The organism is Mesorhizobium sp. M6A.T.Cr.TU.017.01.1.1 (assembly GCF_004023115.1).
Classification (GTDB): Bacteria; Pseudomonadota; Alphaproteobacteria; order Rhizobiales; family Rhizobiaceae; genus Mesorhizobium; species Mesorhizobium mediterraneum.
On record NZ_RZTA01000039.1, the window covers coordinates 1 to 15,623 of the forward strand.

Below are 15,623 nucleotides of genomic sequence, written 5' to 3' on the forward strand. Positions count from 1 at the left end.
GGCATCTCCCCCTCAAGGGGGGAGATCGGCCGTCATCGCCGCTTTCGCGAATTTCGCCCGTCGCAGGAGGAGCGGAGCATCGAAGCTGCCAATCTCCCCCCTTGAGGGGGAGATGCCCGGCAGGGCAGAGGGGGGCGCTGTCCCGCCAACGTCCGAGAGGACCTAGCGCCTCCGCGTCACCTTCGGCGCGTGCCCATGCTCCTCCCGAAATGCCCGCGCAAAACTCGACATCGAGGCGAAGCCGCAGGCGAGCGCCACGTCGCGCACCATCAGCGTCGAATGCGCCAAGAGATCGGCGGCGCGCTTCAGCCGCAGGCGGCGGTAATAGCCGTTGGGCGAGATGCTGAGCTCGGAGCGGAAGTTTCGTTCGAGCTTGTCGGAGGACACGCCGAGCCTTTCCGCCAGCGCCGCCATCCAGAGCCGTTCCTCCACCGCATCCTCCATGATGGCGATGGCCGACAGCACCAGTTCGTTCTGGACGCCGGTGCGTAAGCGCAGCGGCATCAGCTTGCGGTCGACGCTGGAGCGCAGCGGGCTGTGCACGAACCATTCGGCGACGCCGGCGGCAAGTTCGGCGCCATAGTCCGATGTGATGATCTCCAGCATCATGTCGAGGCTGCCGACGCCGCCGGCCGAGGTGAAGCGCTTGCGGTCGATGACGTAGAGATCGCGCCTCAGCTCGATGTCCGGGAACGCCTCGGTGAAGGCGGCCTGGCTTGTCCAGTGCAAGGTGCAGGCATGGCCGTCAAGCAGGCCGGCCCGCGCCAGGAAGAAGGCGGCATCCGCCACCGCGCCGATATGGGCGCCGCTGCGCAGGCTTTTGCGGATCCAGCTCACCGCATCGTCGGCGACGAGATGATCGGCATTGCCGCCCGAGCAGACGACGATGCGGTCGACCTTCGGCGCATCGCCGGCGAGAAAGCCGGGCTGGATGACGACGCCGTTCGAGGCCTCGACCGGGCCTTCGGCGGCACCGACGATGATCCAGCGGTAGCATTTTTTCTTCGCCAGCACGTTGGCTGCGCGCAACGGCTCGATCACCGAACTGAACGCCATCATCGGAAAGCCGGGGAAGACCAGGATGGCAAAGGTGAGGGGAGCGTCGGTGGGTTTCAGTGGGTCGCGCGTGGGGGTGGTCATGGGTGTGCTCGCCGGCAATTGGATGGAGCGTACAATTCTGCCGAATACAGTCGGGGTCAACTGGAACCGCCATCCTTCCATCAATCAGGTGATCGTTCACGCCAAAAGCGTAGGCGGCGAGACTGTTGGAGGTGGAGCTTGAGCATTTGTGCACAATGTAGTTTGTTCCCCCCGAGGGGAGCGGGGGAAGCAGATGGAAATTGCGAAACTTGTTATCTCGGCGCTTACGCCGATCGTCGTTGCTATTCTAGGTTGGAGAATTAGCCGGACACTCAAGGAGATCGAACAAAAACAATGGGCTAGCAGAAAGCTAGTGGAGAAAAGGATAGAAATCTATGACAGGATTTCCCCTCAAATAAATAGGTTATTTTGCTATTATCGCTGGATTGGGGATTGGAAAAAATTCTCTCCCCATGAGATAATCGATACAAAAAGAAACTTGGATCACCTAGTATATATTTACCGCTACCTTCTTGATGACAAATTTTTTGAATCGTATTCCAGTTTCATGGACGCTTTGTTTCTGACCTACAACGGCGCTGGTGAGGATGCGCGTTTACGCACTCATATTCGGAACGAGGAGGGGGATCGCGCCAAGTCGACATTTTATCAATGGGCTGCGGCATGGGAGGACTGTTTCGACGATAGCCAAGTTTTGCCACTGAACGAGATTTCAAGGCGCTATGAGGCCGTAATGCAGGCTCAAAAGGCCGGTATATTTTCGCAGTAGGATGAGCGGGGAATAAGGCGCACGCTTCTAATTGCGATTTCGTAGCATCGGCAACTTTTCAGGCACCAGATACGCACGACATTCGAGACTATGAGCAAACCTCCAATAGACAAAGTCTTGAAACGCCCAATCGACCGGAAGCGTGAGTCAGCCTTTTCGATGACCATTGGTCACGACGGCGACGGAAAACTCACTGATATGGTCGTGACCACGGATTCGATGTTTCTTATCAAGGAACATTCCGTACATTCGATCAGATTGGCGGATCAACTTGATCCCGATCGCACGAACATTGACCTCCCCAACACCCAGCAATTGTTTGCTGATGCCGGTTCCGAGTCCGATATCGTAGCCCGGACCCTACTTTCGGCTGGTCGGCTTTTTTCAAAAACCCATTTTCCGGACCCCAAGACAAGAGACTTCGGCATTTCGACCTCCGCCGACATCATGACCCAGCTCTTAGCGGCACAGAAAATCCTGTCCCAGCTCGAAACTGATGAGGCGAGGCAAATCGCAGAGGTGAACTCCTCCAAGGATTCCACACGATTGCCCGCGGTGACGGAGGTCGAAACTCTAGCGAACACTTTCATTCAAAAAGCGGAGCACGCCCTCCAAGCGATTTATCGCCTCGCAGAGGTTTTTTACGGTCCGCAAATGAAAGCTGCGGGAAAATGGCCGGATAGTTTGACTTCAGTCCTAACTAAGGAGTTTGGCGAGAATGACGTCACAACGGTTTTTGCTAGGGAGTTGGCGAAGTTTGCGCATCAAGTTCGCAACACCCGCCATTGTGTCGAACACCGCAAAGATGATCAGCGGGTCATAGCAACGGATTTTTGCCTCAGTTTAAATGGGACGGTTACGCGGCCGTCGATTAAGGTGGTGCACCCCAAGACTCCGATAGATGAGACCGATCTGACCGCGTTTATGTCAGCATGGGTCGACAGCTTGACGGGTGTCACGGAAACGATGCTCCTGCATCTTGCAGGCAAAAACCACGCTCCGTTTGGAAATATTCCGATCGGAGTTGGCATAATTCCGGAAAATCAGAGAGCCATCCAAAAGGTTCGCGTCGGGTATCTAATAAATGTTGGAGGCCAATGGAACTGCCTAGGCTAGTCCTGAGAAGGAAGACAATGCGAACCTGGGCTCGCGTCTTGGTGCCTCTAGGGAGCGAGTAGTCGATGCCACGGTTGCGCGATGGGATCTCCAATTTCCAGATGCATGTCTATTTGTTGGAAAGGTTGGATATAAACAGCCCGCAATCGACAATTCGGTTGAGCCTTGTAAGCCGCGTGTTAGATCAAGGAGACGTTCGCTTCCAGCGAGGTTTATACCGGATATATCCAGCAAAGTCTTTGTGGGCCTACCTTGCCAATTCGAAATCTGAGGGCAAGGATTGGTTTCTGGAAGATGGCTCGCCGCACAGTGCCGAATTTAACAGGGACCCTGAAACGGTAGTGCCTGAACCATTTTTTAAATTGTGGGAGAGGAGAGGGACCTACTAGAAACAAGCCCTCGCCGCCCATTCGGCACGGCGGATTAAAGGGGAGCGGCTCCTGTAGTCCAACGCCCCCAACGTTTTTTCTCTTCCGATCACTTAGCAAATATCGTCTTGGCCCCAGCCAGAACTTCGAGACGATACCAGCCGCCTCGGCATGGATTCCCGCTCAACTCGCCAGCGCCTGATCCAAATCCGCAATCAAATCGTCGCCATCCTCGATACCTGCCGACAGCCGCACCAGCGAATCGGAAATCCCGATTTCCGCGCGCTTTTGCGCCGGGATCGAGCCGTGCGTCATCAGCGCCGGGTGCTCGATCAGGCTTTCGACGCCGCCGAGGCTCTCGGCCAGCGTGAACAGCTGCGTGTGTTCGAGGAAGCGTTTTGTGCCGGCGAGGTCGCGGTCGAGCTCGACCGTTATCATGCCGCCGAAAGCGTGCATCTGCCGCCTGGCGATGGCGTGCTGCGGATGGCTGGGGAGGCCGGGATAGATGACGCGGCGGATGTCGGGGCGGCTTTCCAGCCAGTGCGCGATCTTCTGGCCGTTCGAAGAATGGCGCTCCATCCTGAGCGCCAGCGTCTTGAGACCGCGCAGCGCCAGAAAGCTGTCGAACGGCCCGGATATGGCGCCGATGGCGTTCTGCAGAAACTTCAGCTGGTCGGCGAGATCCTTGTTGTCGCCGACCACGGCGACGCCGCCGACCATGTCGGAATGGCCATTGAGGTATTTGGTCGTCGAGTGGACTGATATGTCGATGCCGAGTTCCAGCGGCCGTTGCAGATAGGGGCTGCAAAAGGTGTTGTCGGCGACCGAGAGCACGCCCCTGCGCTTGGCCAGTGCGGCCACCGCTTCGAGGTCGACGACACGCAGCAGCGGGTTGGTCGGCGTCTCGACCCAGAGCATTTTGGTTTCCGGGCGGATCGCCGCCTCGACCGCCGCAAGATCGGTGAAGTCGACGAAGTCGACCTGCAGGTTTGCCGAGCGTTTGCGCACCCGCTCCAGCAGCCGGAAAGTGCCGCCATAGATGTCGTCGGTGGCGACGACATGCGCGCCGGAATCGAGCAGCTCGAAAATGGTGGCGATCGCCGCCAGCCCGGAAGCGAAGGCGAAGGCATTGGTTCCGCTTTCGAGGTCGGCCACCGCGCGCTCGAAGGCAAAGCGGGTCGGATTCTGGCTGCGCGCATATTCAAAGCCCTTGTGCACGCCCGGGCTCTGCTGGCCATAGGTCGAGGTCGCATAGATCGGCACCATCACCGCGCCGGTCGTCGGGTCGTGGCTCTGGCCGCCATGGATCGTGCGCGTCGAGAAGGCCAGACGGTTCCTGCCCGATACGGTGGCTTTGATGGTCATCGGGCGCGCCTCAGATGGTTGATCAGGTCGATGCGGGTTATCAGCCCGATGAACTCGTCGCCGTCGAAGACGATGGCGACCTCGTTGCGATCGAAGACCGGCAGCAGCGCGTCGAGCGTCTGGCTGGCCTGCAGCGTGTGCAGGGTGGAGGTCATCGCCGTGCGCACAGGGGCTTTGAAGCGGTCCCAGCGGCTGTCATAGGGGCCTTCGACGTGGGCGAGGATATCGCTTTCGTCGACGATACCGACGAGCTTGCCCTCATCCAGCACCGGCAATTGCGAGACATCCGAACGGCGCATGCGGCCATAGGCGTTGAGCAGGCTTTCGTCGGGGCCGACAAACACGGTGTCGCCGGTGCGGTGCGAGCGCATCACCAGATCGCGCAGATCGCCATGCTGCTCCTGCTCGGCAAGGCCCTGCTCGGCCAGCCAGAAATCGTCGAACACTTTCGACAGATATTTGTTGCCGCTGTCGCAGACGAAGGTGACGACGCGCTTCGGCACGGTCTGCTCGCGGCAATAGCGAAGCGCGGTCGAAAGCAGCGTGCCGGACGACGAGCCGGCGAGGATGCCTTCCCTGGAAAGCAGGTCGCGGACCGCCAGCATGCTCTGCTTGTCGGTGATCGAGTAGGCCTTTTTGACCAGCGACAGATCGGCATTGGGCGGGACGAAATCCTCGCCGATGCCTTCCACGGTCCAGCTTCCGGCCTCTGTCATCTTGCCGGTCTTGATCAGCGGCGCCAGCACCGAGCCGACCGGATCGGCGAGAATCATCTCGGTTTTCGGCGAGACCTCAGCGAAATAGCGGCCAAGCCCGGTCAGCGTGCCGCCCGAGCCGACGCCGACGACCACCGCATCGACGTCACCATCGAGCTGTTGAAAGATTTCCGGGCCGGTCGTGGTTTCGTGGGCCAGCGGATTGGCGGGATTGGCGAACTGGTTGGCATAGAAGGCGCCGGGCAGCTCGGCGGCGATCTTTTCGGCCATGTCCTGATAGTATTCCGCGTGACCCTTGCCGACATCGGAACGGGTCATGCGCACTTCGGCGCCGAGCGCGCGCAGATGCTGGATTTTCTCGCGCGACATCTTGTCGGGCACGACGAGGATGATGCGGTAGCCCTTGGGGATGCCGACCTGCGCGAGGCCGAGACCGGTGTTGCCGGCGGTCGCCTCGACGATGGTGCCCCCGCGCTTCAGCTTGCCCTGTTTTTCGGCGGCGGCAATCATCGACAGCGCGATGCGGTCCTTGATCGAGCCGCCGGGATTCTGGCTTTCAAGCTTGATGAACAGCCGGCACTTGCCGATATCGAATTTGGTCAGCTCGACGACCGGCGTCTGCCCGATCAGATCGAGAACCGATGCATAGGGCGGACGCAGGCGGGACAGTTCATCGTCCCGTGCCACGATCTTATGCTTGCTCATATCAGATGCTCCATGGTCAAGCGACCGCCTTGGGCAGGCTGTCAGCCTATCCTCTTTTCCAGCCGTTTGCAGTCTGAAAGAAGATAGATCGTGCCAATCCATTGGCCAGACGAGGAATGGGATTCCACGGCTGGAGGTGTGGGCCGCTCGCAAAAGGCTCCAGGACAGCGCCCCCCTCTGGCCTGCCGGCCATCTCCCCCACGAGGGGGAGATTGGATGTCGCAATGGGTTTCGCCAATCTCAAACGTTGAAAGAATGGCGCGGTCAGCGAAGCTGCCGATCTCCCTCCTTGTGGGGGAGATGTCCGGCAGGCCAGAGGGGGGCGCCGTAGAGCGCCGACCCACAGCCCTAACCCAGCAACCGCTTCCCCAGCCGCGCGCATTGGACGCGAATATCTGGAATGGCGTCGATCTCGAAGAAGGTGCCGCGTGTCAGTGGCCCGACCGCCAGTATCTTGGCCGATACAGTGCCGTCGCCGGCGATGACCTCGCAATTGTCTGATACGTCGAGGCCAAGGCGCAGCGGATCCGGCCGGGCCAGCCCGCGGTCGACCAGCGACCGCACCACGCTGTTCGAGGTGGTCGAGATGTCCCTGGCGATGCCGCTGCAATCGTAGATGCGGGCGATTTCGAACGTTTCGAGACGCTGCGTGTGGCGGGACTGGACCTGCACTGTGAATTCGTCGCCCGCCGTGATGTCGACGACGCGCCCGGCGACAAGCCGGATGCGTCCCTTTTGAACCGCCTCGGTGACACGGCCGTAGACTTCCGGCGCCATGCGATGGCGGTGGATGTCCCACCATGCCTTGGTGTGCTCGACAAAGCGGCGCTTGGCCGAGGACGGCCAGTTCTGCCAGATTTTCTGGTTGAAGGGCCTCAGACCATCGACGACATCGCGCCAGTCGATGCCGGCTTTCTGGTTTTCCCGGATCAGGTCGCGGAACCACCCGACGAAATAGGAGAGCTGGGTGCCGAGCGGAATATCGGCAACGTCGAGCTTGATCGGGTTGCCCTTGCGGTGCGGCGAAGGCAGCAGGCCGCGCCGTGACACCGCGACGATATCGCCGCGATGGCCGCGCTGTTCGAGCGACAGGAACGCATCGACCATGCTCAAGCCAGTGCCCAGCACCAGGACTCGGGCCTCGGGGTCCAGCGCGGTGTCGGCTTCCGATCCCATCCTGATCGCGTGGCCCTGGCCGGCGCCCGGCTCCTCGTCATGTCCGGTCGCCAGCACGGCAAGGTGGGCGACGACGCTGGTGCCGTTGGCCAGCGCCACCTCGACCCCGGATGCGGTCGGCGAGATCGACAGGCTCTCCTCGCGGATCAGGCGAAGGCGCCCCGTCTCGCGGGCCTCAAGCTCGTCCAGCAGCTCCTTCAGATAGCGGGCATAGACACTGCGCGGCGCGTAGACCGGCGCCTGCTCCGGGGTTGCCAGGCCGCGTTCGAGCAGCCAGCGCCAGAAATTGCCGGGGTCGTCGGCATAGGCGCTCATGCCGGCCGCGCTGACATTCAGCACATGCGCCGACAGCAGCGTGGAATAGGCGATGCCCTGGCCGAAATGCGGGCGCTTTTCGATCAGCGTGACGCGGAGATCGGGATTGGGCGACTTCAACAGATGCGCGGCAAGGACGACGCCGCTGGCGCCGCCACCGACGATAATGATCGAATTTGGGATGATCGAATTTGCGCGACTGGTCATGCGCGCACCAATTGCCTCAGGAGCCAATGGTTCCAGCGTTGCTGGTTCAGGCTTTGTTGGCTCAGGCCTGGATTTCCAACGCAACCGAAAGGTCTTCGTCGCTGGCGATATCGCGCATCTCGGCGAGGCTGCGCTGATCCAGCACCTCGGCGATCGCTTGCCGGACCTCCAGCATCAGGTGTCGGACTTGGCATGTCGCCTCGTTACAGTCTTCACAGCGCTGATACCGGGTGCGGCTGGCGCAGGGAATGGGGGCCAGCGGCCCGTCGAGCACGCGCACGACATGGCCGATCTTGATTTCATCCGCCGGCCGCGCCAAGCGATAGCCGCCCTCCTTGCCCTTGCGGCTCTGGACGAAACCGGCATTGCGCAATTCGCCGAGGATGGCGTCGAGAAACTTCTTCGGAATGTTGTTTCCGGTGGCGATATCGCCGACGAAGGCGAGCTGTCCAACCGGCAGCCGTGCAAGATGCACGAGCGCCTTGAGGCCGTACTTGCCCTTTTTTGTGAGCATAGACCGAACGTTTCTCTGTCGTGCGATGGCGCAGGGCCACCGGTTGTGAAACGCCTGGCGTGGGTCCCCACCGCGGCCAAGCTTGTATGACACATAATTTCTAGTGACATGATATACAAGCCAGTTGCTGTTGATTTTGCTTGGTTTTCAAGCCGTGGCAGCGATTTTGGGCCAGGCTTGTGACGCCGAGGACACAGAAACACGGCTCGCATGCATCGGAGCATGTGGGCCGATGCCACGAGCGATCGCCGGAGCACGGTGGGTATGGTCGCTCATCTCGTCAACTCCCTAAGTCGATAAGAATACTATAGTTACTCGCGAAGACAGGGAATGAGGTTCCAATTTATCGCTTGTTTGAAGTATGGATTTACCGGACTGGCGCTGGATCGGGAATTGAAGTTCACCCCGATTACTGCCGGTCGCACCCAGCACCGTAATGGCTTCGACCAAGCTCCAAGGTTTTAGTGCCACCTGTAGCAACGACCCCGCCGCAGCCGCTCTATCCGCTCGCCAGCCCGTCGCCGACAGCTTTTTTCCACCAAACCCTTCGCCGTTGGAAGGATTTAACTCTACAAGAACGATAGAATTAGATGACTATGAAAGGCAGTCCGGTTTTCTCTTTTCAAGGAGCCTTTCATGTCCACCATTTCACGACGCATCGTTCTCCTGTCGTCGGCAGCCCTTGCGGGCGCCGCCTTCCTCGGCCCGGCCCAGGCGCAAGACCTCAAGATCACCATCGGCTACCAGACGGTGGTCGAGCCCTCGAAAGTGCCGCAGGCAGACGGCGTCTACGAGAGCACGACCAAGGCGGCCATCGACTGGCGGAAATTCGACTCCGGCGCCGATGTGATCGCCGCCATCGCTTCCGGTTCGGTCGACATCGGCTATGTCGGGTCGAGCCCGCTGGCTGCCGCGGCCAGCCGCGAGCTTCCGATCCAGACCATTTTCATCGTCGGCCTGATCGGCGAATCCGAGGCCCTTGTCGCCCGTAACGGCGCCAGCATCGAAAAGGTCGCCGACCTCGCCGACAAGAAAGTGGCCGTGCCTTTCGTCTCGACGACGCATTACAGCCTGCTTGCCGCGCTGAAGCATGAGGGCGTCGATCCGAAGTCGGTCGAAATCCTCAATCTCAGGCCGCCGGAGATCGCGGCGGCCTGGGCGCGCGGCGACATCGACGCGGCCTATGTCTGGGATCCGGCGCTCGGCCAGATCAAGACGTCCGGCAAGGTCGTGGTGGACTCCTCACAGGTCGCCGCCTGGGGCGCGCCGACATACGACGCCTGGATCGTGCGCACCGATTTCGCCGAGAAGAATCCGGAAGCGGTGCGCGACTTCGTCAAGGTGACGGGTGCGGCCTATGCCGAGTTCCTGGCCAAGCCGGACGCCTGGTCGGTGTCGTCGCCACAAGCGGCAAAGATCGCCAAGCTCACCGGCGCCAAGCTGGACGACGTGCCGCTGCTGCTCAAGGGCTATGTCTTCCCGACGCTCGGAGAGCAGGCCTCGGACAAGTTCCTCGGCGGCGGCACGGTCAAGGCTGTGGAGGCGACATCGGCCTTCCTCAAGGAGCAGGGCAAGGTCGACGCCGTGCTGCCCGACTATTCGAAATATGTGTCGTCGAAATATGTCAGCGAGGCGCTTGCCTCGAACTGACGCCAAACGCGCGCGGTTCTCCTTCCCTGACGCCGCGTGCTGTCTGCCCCGAACCGCTGACGAGGAGCGGCTTCGGGGCAGGCGGATTCTCTTCAAAGGTTCTGCGAGGCCACATGACGCATCTCGTGCTCGACAAAGTCTCTGTCCACTATGACGGCCAGCCGGCCGTCGAGCGCGTGTCGATCGATGTCGCCAAGCACGACTTCGTCGTTCTGGTCGGCCGCTCCGGCTGCGGCAAGACCTCACTGCTCAATGTTGCCGCCGGTCTGGTCGAGCCGGTGCGCGGCATCGCCACGATTGGCGGCAGGCCGATCACCGCGCCCGGCTCGGACCGGGCCGTCGTGTTCCAGAACGATGCACTGTTTCCGTGGCTGAGCGCACGGGAAAATGTCGCCTTTGCTCTCAGGCTGCGCGGCGTCCGGCCGGACGAGCGGGCGCGGCGCGCCGACGAGCTGCTCAGGCTGGTCAAGCTCGAGGGCGCCGGCGACAAGCACATCTGGGAGCTTTCCGGCGGCATGCGCCAGCGCGTCGGGCTGGCCCGCGCTCTCGCCGCCGAACCGCAATTCCTGCTGCTCGACGAGCCGCTGGGCGCGCTCGACGCGCTGACGCGCGAGCGCATGCAGACGACGCTGCTCGATCTGTGGACTGCAAGCCATGTCGGCGTGCTGATGGTCACGCATGGCATCGAGGAAGCGCTGGTGCTCGCCACCCGCATCGTGGTGCTGGCGCCCGGGCCGGGCCGGGTGGTGCGGACTTTCGAAACCGGTTTCAGCCGGCGCTATGCGGCCGGCGAGCCCATCCGCGCCATCAAGGCCGATCCGGCCTTCGCGGCGTCCCGCGGCGAACTGACCGACGCGATCTTCGAGGGAGAGGCGGCATGACCGTCTCCTCCTACACGGAACGGCCAATTGCCAACACCGGCGCCAAGGCCGACGAGACCGACGCCTTGTCGGTGCCGTGGTCGCGACCGCGGCCAAAACGGGGCTGGGTTTCGGCACGCATGGTCAGCACTGTCACCATTCTGACCGTGCTGGCGGCATGGGCGCTGTCGGCTCGCCTGCAACTGGTGTCGCCGGTCTTTCTACCGTCGCCTGCTGCCGTCTGGACCAAGTTCATTGCCGTCGTCCGCGATGGTTTTGTAGACGCGACGCTCGTCCAGCATATCGTCGCCAGCCTGGGCCGGGTGTTCGCAGCGCTGGTCGCGGCCGTCATCGTCGGCGTCCCCGTCGGGTTGGCCATCGGCACCAGCGTGATAGGCCGCGGCATCTTCGATCCGCTGCTGGAATTCCTGCGGCCGATCCCGCCGCTCGCCTATCTGCCGCTGGTCATCATCTGGTTCGGCATCGGCGAGCCGTCGAAGATCCTGGTGATCGCCATCGCCATGCTGGCACCGGTCGCGCTGTCGACGGCTTCGGGCGTTCGCGGCGTCTCGCAGGAACGCGTCAACGCGGCCCGTTCGCTTGGCGCGACGCGGGCGCAGGTCATACGGCATGTGATCCTGCCCAGCGCCCTGCCCTCGATCCTGACCGGCCTGCGCATCGCGCTTGGCGCCGGCTGGTCGACGCTGGTCGCCGCCGAGCTGGTGGCGGCGACGCGCGGGCTTGGCTTCATGATCCAGTCGGCCGCCCAGTTCCTCGTCACCGACGTGGTGGTGATGGGCATCCTGGTGATCGCTGCCATCGCCTTCGTGCTCGAATTCATCATTCGCAGGCTCGAGCGCGCGCTCGTTCCATGGGCAGGACGGGAGTGAACAAAGGAGAGACAGTGATGGACCATTCCACCGCAACGCTGTTTGCCTTTCTTGGCAGCCGGCTTCGCCTGATCCAGGCCAGGGACAGTCAGGCGGCCGAGGACGAGCCCAGATCGCCAGTCCCCGTCCAATTGGACGCCGGGCGCAGCCGCCTGCCGCCGCGCGACGAAAGCTTCTACTGGGCCTGGCAGTATTGGTCACAGTGAATAGCGCGACCCGGCTCCCGCGCCATCTGGTCTGGTCCCTGCAACAAACCGCTGCGCACCCCGGTCCAAGCCCAAGGCTTGCTCTGAACGCCATGCATTGGGTCAACCGCGCGAACGGTTCGCCCACACCAATCCCACCAGCCCGACCAGCATGGCGACGATGCCGATATAGAGCCATTGCGACTGGCCGGTCATGAAGCTGCCGCCGACGAGGCCGATGCCTTGCAGCGACCAGAGCGCACCAATGGCGAGCACCAACAACGCCAGCAGATTCTTGATCAATCTCATCGCCGGAATTTCCTTCCCAAGTCGATCGTCAATTGCGCCATGACCGTGATGCAAGAGCGAAAGGAAGCGACCCTATCGCGCTCACCTGACCTTGCATCTTAACGTCTGATCTTGATGACGACATCTCGAAGATCAGCGCGAAGATCATCGAAGACTCGCAACCAGCCAGCAGAAAACTCTGACAGACTGTTTCGCGCCGACTCCAAACGTGTGCCGCTGCCACGGAACTGCCGGGCCTTTGCCGCATTTCCTGCCTTATTCGCCTCCAACGGCTTGGGTCTGTCAACGGAGACATTCCCAAACATGAACAAAAACAAACAGACTGCGCTTGTCGCGGCGACGATCGCGGCTGGCCTCATGGTCGGCGCATCCACCTCCCCTGCCGCCGCTCAATGCGGCCGCGCCTCCTGGTACGCACTGCACTCGAAGACCGCGTCCGGCGAGCGGATGAACCCGTCGGCACTGACCGCGGCGCACCGCACCTTGCCTTTTGGCACCAAGCTGAAGGTCACCAACCGCAACAACGGCCGCAGCGTCGTCGTGCGCATCAACGACCGCGGCCCGTTCATCAGGGGGCGCGTGATCGACCTGTCGAAGGGCGCCGCCAGCCGGCTCGGCTTCATCAGCTCGGGCCATACCTCCGTGTGCACGGCCCGCGTGTAAGCGTCTGAGATATGCTGGCCGGTCTCACGGCCGGATGGCCGCAAATCTGAAGCGATTGCCCATGCTCTCCCCGGCGCCTTCGCAATTGCACAATAAGCCGGCTCCCGTCGTTCAAAGCCGATTTTCAAGGCCTTGGACGAAAGGATGAGTATAAATCGGGTCACTTGACGTATTGCATCGCAGCAATTTGTTGCTAACGTCGCCGCGAGACATCTAAGGCTCGGCGCTGCCCGTCGTCCCTTCGGTCGCAGCAGCGGGGTTCTCGATGTTCTACCAATTCTACGAATTGAACCACGCCGCCCTGCAGCCGGCCCGCCTCTATGCCGATGCGGTGCGGATGCTCTACACAAATCCGCTCAATCCATTAACGCACACGTCCTGGGGCCGCTCCGTGGCGGCAACGGCCGAATTGTTCGAGCGCACGACGCGCCGCTACAGCAAGCCGCAATTCGGCCTGACCAAGACCGTGGTCGACTGGAAAAGCGTCGATGTCACCGAAAAGACGGTGTGGTCGCGGCCCTTCTGCAATCTGCTCCGTTTCGAGCGGGCGGTTCCCGCTGGCCGCCGGCCTGATCCGAAGCTGCTGATCGTGGCGCCGATGTCGGGCCACTATGCGACGCTGCTGCGCGGCACGGTCGAGGCGATGCTGCCCCATGCCGACGTGCACATCACCGACTGGGTCGACGCACGCATGGTGCCGCTCAGCGACGGGAGCTTCGATCTCGACGACTACATCGACTACATCGTCGACATGCTGCATGCGCTGGGCCCCGACACCCATGTAATGGCGGTGTGCCAGCCGTCGGTGCCGGTGCTGGCGGCGGTAGCGCTGATGGAAACGCGCGGCGACCCGTTCGTTCCCTCGACGATGACGCTGATGGGCGGGCCGATCGATACGCGCCGCAATCCGACCGCGGTCAATCTTCTGGCCGAGGAAAAGGGCATCGACTGGTTCCGCGACAACGTCGTCATGCAGGCGCCGTGGCCGGTGCCGGGCTTCGGCCGTGAGGTCTATCCCGGCTTCCTGCAGCTTTCGGGCTTCATGAGCATGAATCTCGACCGCCACATCATCGCCCACAAGGACTTCTTCATGCATCTGGTGAAGCATGATGGCGATAATGCCGAGAAGCACCGCGACTTCTACGACGAATATATGGCGGTGATGGATCTGACGGCGGAGTTCTACCTGCAGACCGTCGACACCGTGTTTGTCCGCCACGCTCTGCCCAAGGGCGAAATGACACATCGCGGCGTGGCCATCGATCCCTCAGCGATCCGCAATGTCGCCCTGTTCACGGTCGAGGGCGAGAACGACGACATTTCCGGCCTCGGCCAGACCCAGGCCGCACACGACCTCTGCGTCAACATCCCCGCGGACAGGCACGCTCATTACATGCAGCCGGCGGTCGGCCATTACGGCGTCTTCAACGGCTCGCGCTTCCGCTCCGAAATCGTGCCGCGCATCGTCGACTTCATCACCAGCTATGGCCGCCAGACCCGCGTTGCAGTGAAGCCGAAGCTGGTCCGCACCGCCAAAAAGTAAGAATGTACCTTATGAGGCCCGGATGGTAGCAGCCGCTCAGATCGACCTGTTGCACAATAGCCGCGGTTTCGGCCGTGCCGGTAACCATGTCGCAAATCTGGCCGTTCGTATAATTGACGGGACTGTTAATCGCCCTTAACGTTTCGTTAACAACAAGGGACGAGGGGGACAATGATTTCCTCACCAATGGCGAGAAAGGTGCGCGTGTGCGCACTCGCAGGGCTGGTACTTGCGGCAGGCTGGTCGACAGCGGCTTCGGCGGCCGGACCAATGGCAACCGGCGGCCCGACATCGCAGCCGATCGGCCATTACGATTTCTGCAAGACCAATCCGGCCGAATGCTCGATCCGCCCGGGCAATCTCGCCCCCGCCACCATGACCGGCTCGCTCTGGCGCAAGATGCTCAGCGTCAACGCCAGGGTCAACGCCTCCGTCAAGCCGATAAGCGACTTCGACATCTACGGCAAGGACGAGGTCTGGGCCTATCCGGTCAAGGGTGTTGGCGACTGTGAGGACTATGTCCTGGAGAAGCGCCGCGAATTGAACCGCATGGGCGTGTCCTACGCCGATCTTCTGATGACCGTGGTGCGCAAACCCGACGGCGAAGGCCATGCAGTGCTGACGGTGCGCACGAGCAAGGGCGACTACATCCTCGACAATCTGGACGGGAAGATCCGCGCGTGGGACCGGACCGGCTACCGCTTCCTCAAGCGGCAGGCGATCGACAATACCGGCCGCTGGGTCTCGATCCGTGATGGCCAGCAGGTTCTGGTCGGCGCGGTCCAGTAGCAGGCCATCACTTTGGCTGCTTCAGCGCCGCCCTGATCGATGCGTTGATGCGGCGAAGCTCGGCTTCGTCGAGTTTCTCGATGTTTTCGGCCAGCAGATTGGCAAGCTCGGTGGCGGCCGAGCTGAGCCCTGACGTATCGAGCTTCACCCGCGGGTGCGAGGTCTCGGCCAGCCGCGCGAGCTCTTCCGCATCGTCCCATATGACGTTGAAATAGCCGATGATCTTCTGGATCAGCGTCCAGGTCGGCGCGCCGCGACGGCCATGCTCCAGCGCCGACAAATAGGCGGCGCTGACGCCGATCGCTTCGGCCATGGACTTTTGGCTGACGCCGCGTTCGCTTCGCAGTGCGCGAAGCTTTTCGCCGAACGGGGTCACAAGTAC

General features: G+C 61.7%; 16 protein-coding genes. 9 read left to right on the forward strand and 7 right to left on the reverse strand.

Annotated features, from left to right (window positions below):
• Positions 1–162: 162 nt before the first annotated feature.
• Entirely contained in the window at positions 163–1,140 is a 978-nt protein-coding gene (locus EOB36_RS14870; protein ID WP_128285122.1) for a GlxA family transcriptional regulator, read from the reverse strand.
• 193 nt (positions 1,141–1,333) lie between these two features.
• Here EOB36_RS14870 and EOB36_RS14875 point away from each other — a divergent pair, with 193 nt between their 5' ends.
• Both EOB36_RS14875 and EOB36_RS14880 read left to right on the forward strand, forming a co-directional pair.
• The gene (locus EOB36_RS14875) at positions 1,334–1,870 is read left to right on the forward strand and encodes a hypothetical protein (RefSeq protein ID WP_128285123.1); all 537 of its coding nucleotides are present in this window, start codon (positions 1,334–1,336) and stop codon (positions 1,868–1,870) included.
• Between the two features lie 90 nt (positions 1,871–1,960).
• Complete coding sequence (locus EOB36_RS14880; protein WP_164897526.1) at positions 1,961–2,986, forward strand: hypothetical protein; 1,026 nt, start codon at positions 1,961–1,963, stop codon at positions 2,984–2,986.
• 551 nt (positions 2,987–3,537) lie between these two features.
• Here the strand turns inward: EOB36_RS14880 and EOB36_RS14885 are convergent.
• From EOB36_RS14885 to EOB36_RS14905, 4 genes are all read right to left on the reverse strand, one after another.
• Positions 3,538–4,719, reverse strand: a complete 1,182-nt coding sequence (locus EOB36_RS14885) for a cystathionine gamma-synthase (protein ID WP_128285125.1) — start codon at positions 4,717–4,719, stop codon at positions 3,538–3,540.
• Complete coding sequence (locus tag EOB36_RS14890) at positions 4,716–6,140, reverse strand: pyridoxal-phosphate dependent enzyme (protein ID WP_095484762.1); 1,425 nt, start codon at positions 6,138–6,140, stop codon at positions 4,716–4,718. Before EOB36_RS14890 ends, EOB36_RS14885 begins: the two co-directional genes overlap by 4 nt.
• Positions 6,141–6,488: 348 nt before the next feature.
• Positions 6,489–7,838: an FAD/NAD(P)-binding protein gene (locus tag EOB36_RS14900; protein ID WP_095484764.1), complete on the reverse strand. Its 1,350-nt coding sequence runs from the start codon at positions 7,836–7,838 to the stop codon at positions 6,489–6,491.
• 61 nt (positions 7,839–7,899) lie between these two features.
• Positions 7,900–8,352, reverse strand: a complete 453-nt coding sequence (locus EOB36_RS14905) for an Rrf2 family transcriptional regulator (protein WP_095484765.1) — start codon at positions 8,350–8,352, stop codon at positions 7,900–7,902.
• A 636-nt stretch (positions 8,353–8,988) separates the two neighbouring features.
• Between EOB36_RS14905 and tauA the strand changes: the two genes are divergently transcribed.
• The 4 genes from tauA to EOB36_RS14925 all read left to right on the forward strand — a co-directional run bounded on the left by tauA (position 8,989) and on the right by EOB36_RS14925 (position 11,958).
• Entirely contained in the window at positions 8,989–10,002 is a 1,014-nt protein-coding gene (gene tauA, locus EOB36_RS14910; RefSeq protein WP_128285126.1) for a taurine ABC transporter substrate-binding protein, read from the forward strand.
• A 113-nt stretch (positions 10,003–10,115) separates the two neighbouring features.
• A complete protein-coding gene (locus EOB36_RS14915) occupies positions 10,116–10,883 on the forward strand; it encodes a taurine ABC transporter ATP-binding protein (protein WP_128285127.1) in 768 nt (255 codons plus the stop codon).
• Complete coding sequence (locus tag EOB36_RS14920) at positions 10,880–11,752, forward strand: ABC transporter permease subunit (protein WP_128285128.1); 873 nt, start codon at positions 10,880–10,882, stop codon at positions 11,750–11,752. Before EOB36_RS14915 ends, EOB36_RS14920 begins: the two co-directional genes overlap by 4 nt.
• Before the next feature lie 17 nt (positions 11,753–11,769).
• Positions 11,770–11,958 carry a hypothetical protein gene (locus EOB36_RS14925; RefSeq protein WP_095485103.1) on the forward strand — a complete coding sequence of 63 codons (189 nt, stop codon included), beginning with the start codon at positions 11,770–11,772 and terminating at the stop codon, positions 11,956–11,958.
• 102 nt (positions 11,959–12,060) lie between these two features.
• On the opposite strand, the gene EOB36_RS34385 is transcribed toward EOB36_RS14925, so the two are convergent.
• On the reverse strand, positions 12,061–12,246 hold the full coding sequence (locus EOB36_RS34385) for a hypothetical protein (RefSeq protein WP_095484769.1): 186 nt from the start codon (positions 12,244–12,246) through the stop codon (positions 12,061–12,063).
• Between the two features lie 303 nt (positions 12,247–12,549).
• Here EOB36_RS34385 and EOB36_RS14935 point away from each other — a divergent pair, with 303 nt between their 5' ends.
• The 3 genes from EOB36_RS14935 (at position 12,550) to EOB36_RS14945 (ending at position 15,241) form a co-directional block, all read left to right on the forward strand.
• Positions 12,550–12,909: a septal ring lytic transglycosylase RlpA family protein gene (locus EOB36_RS14935; RefSeq protein ID WP_128285129.1), complete on the forward strand. Its 360-nt coding sequence runs from the start codon at positions 12,550–12,552 to the stop codon at positions 12,907–12,909.
• Between the two features lie 265 nt (positions 12,910–13,174).
• Positions 13,175–14,452 (forward strand): polyhydroxyalkanoate depolymerase, encoded by a 1,278-nt coding sequence (locus EOB36_RS14940; RefSeq protein ID WP_128242757.1) that lies wholly within the window; start codon positions 13,175–13,177, stop codon positions 14,450–14,452.
• Between the two features lie 171 nt (positions 14,453–14,623).
• A complete protein-coding gene (locus EOB36_RS14945; RefSeq protein WP_128285130.1) occupies positions 14,624–15,241 on the forward strand; it encodes a transglutaminase-like cysteine peptidase in 618 nt (205 codons plus the stop codon).
• Positions 15,242–15,248: 7 nt separating this feature from the next.
• Here the strand turns inward: EOB36_RS14945 and EOB36_RS14950 are convergent, their stop codons facing one another.
• Positions 15,249–15,617 carry a helix-turn-helix transcriptional regulator gene (locus EOB36_RS14950; protein ID WP_128285153.1) on the reverse strand — a complete coding sequence of 123 codons (369 nt, stop codon included), beginning with the start codon at positions 15,615–15,617 and terminating at the stop codon, positions 15,249–15,251.
• Positions 15,618–15,623: the final 6 nt, after the last annotated feature.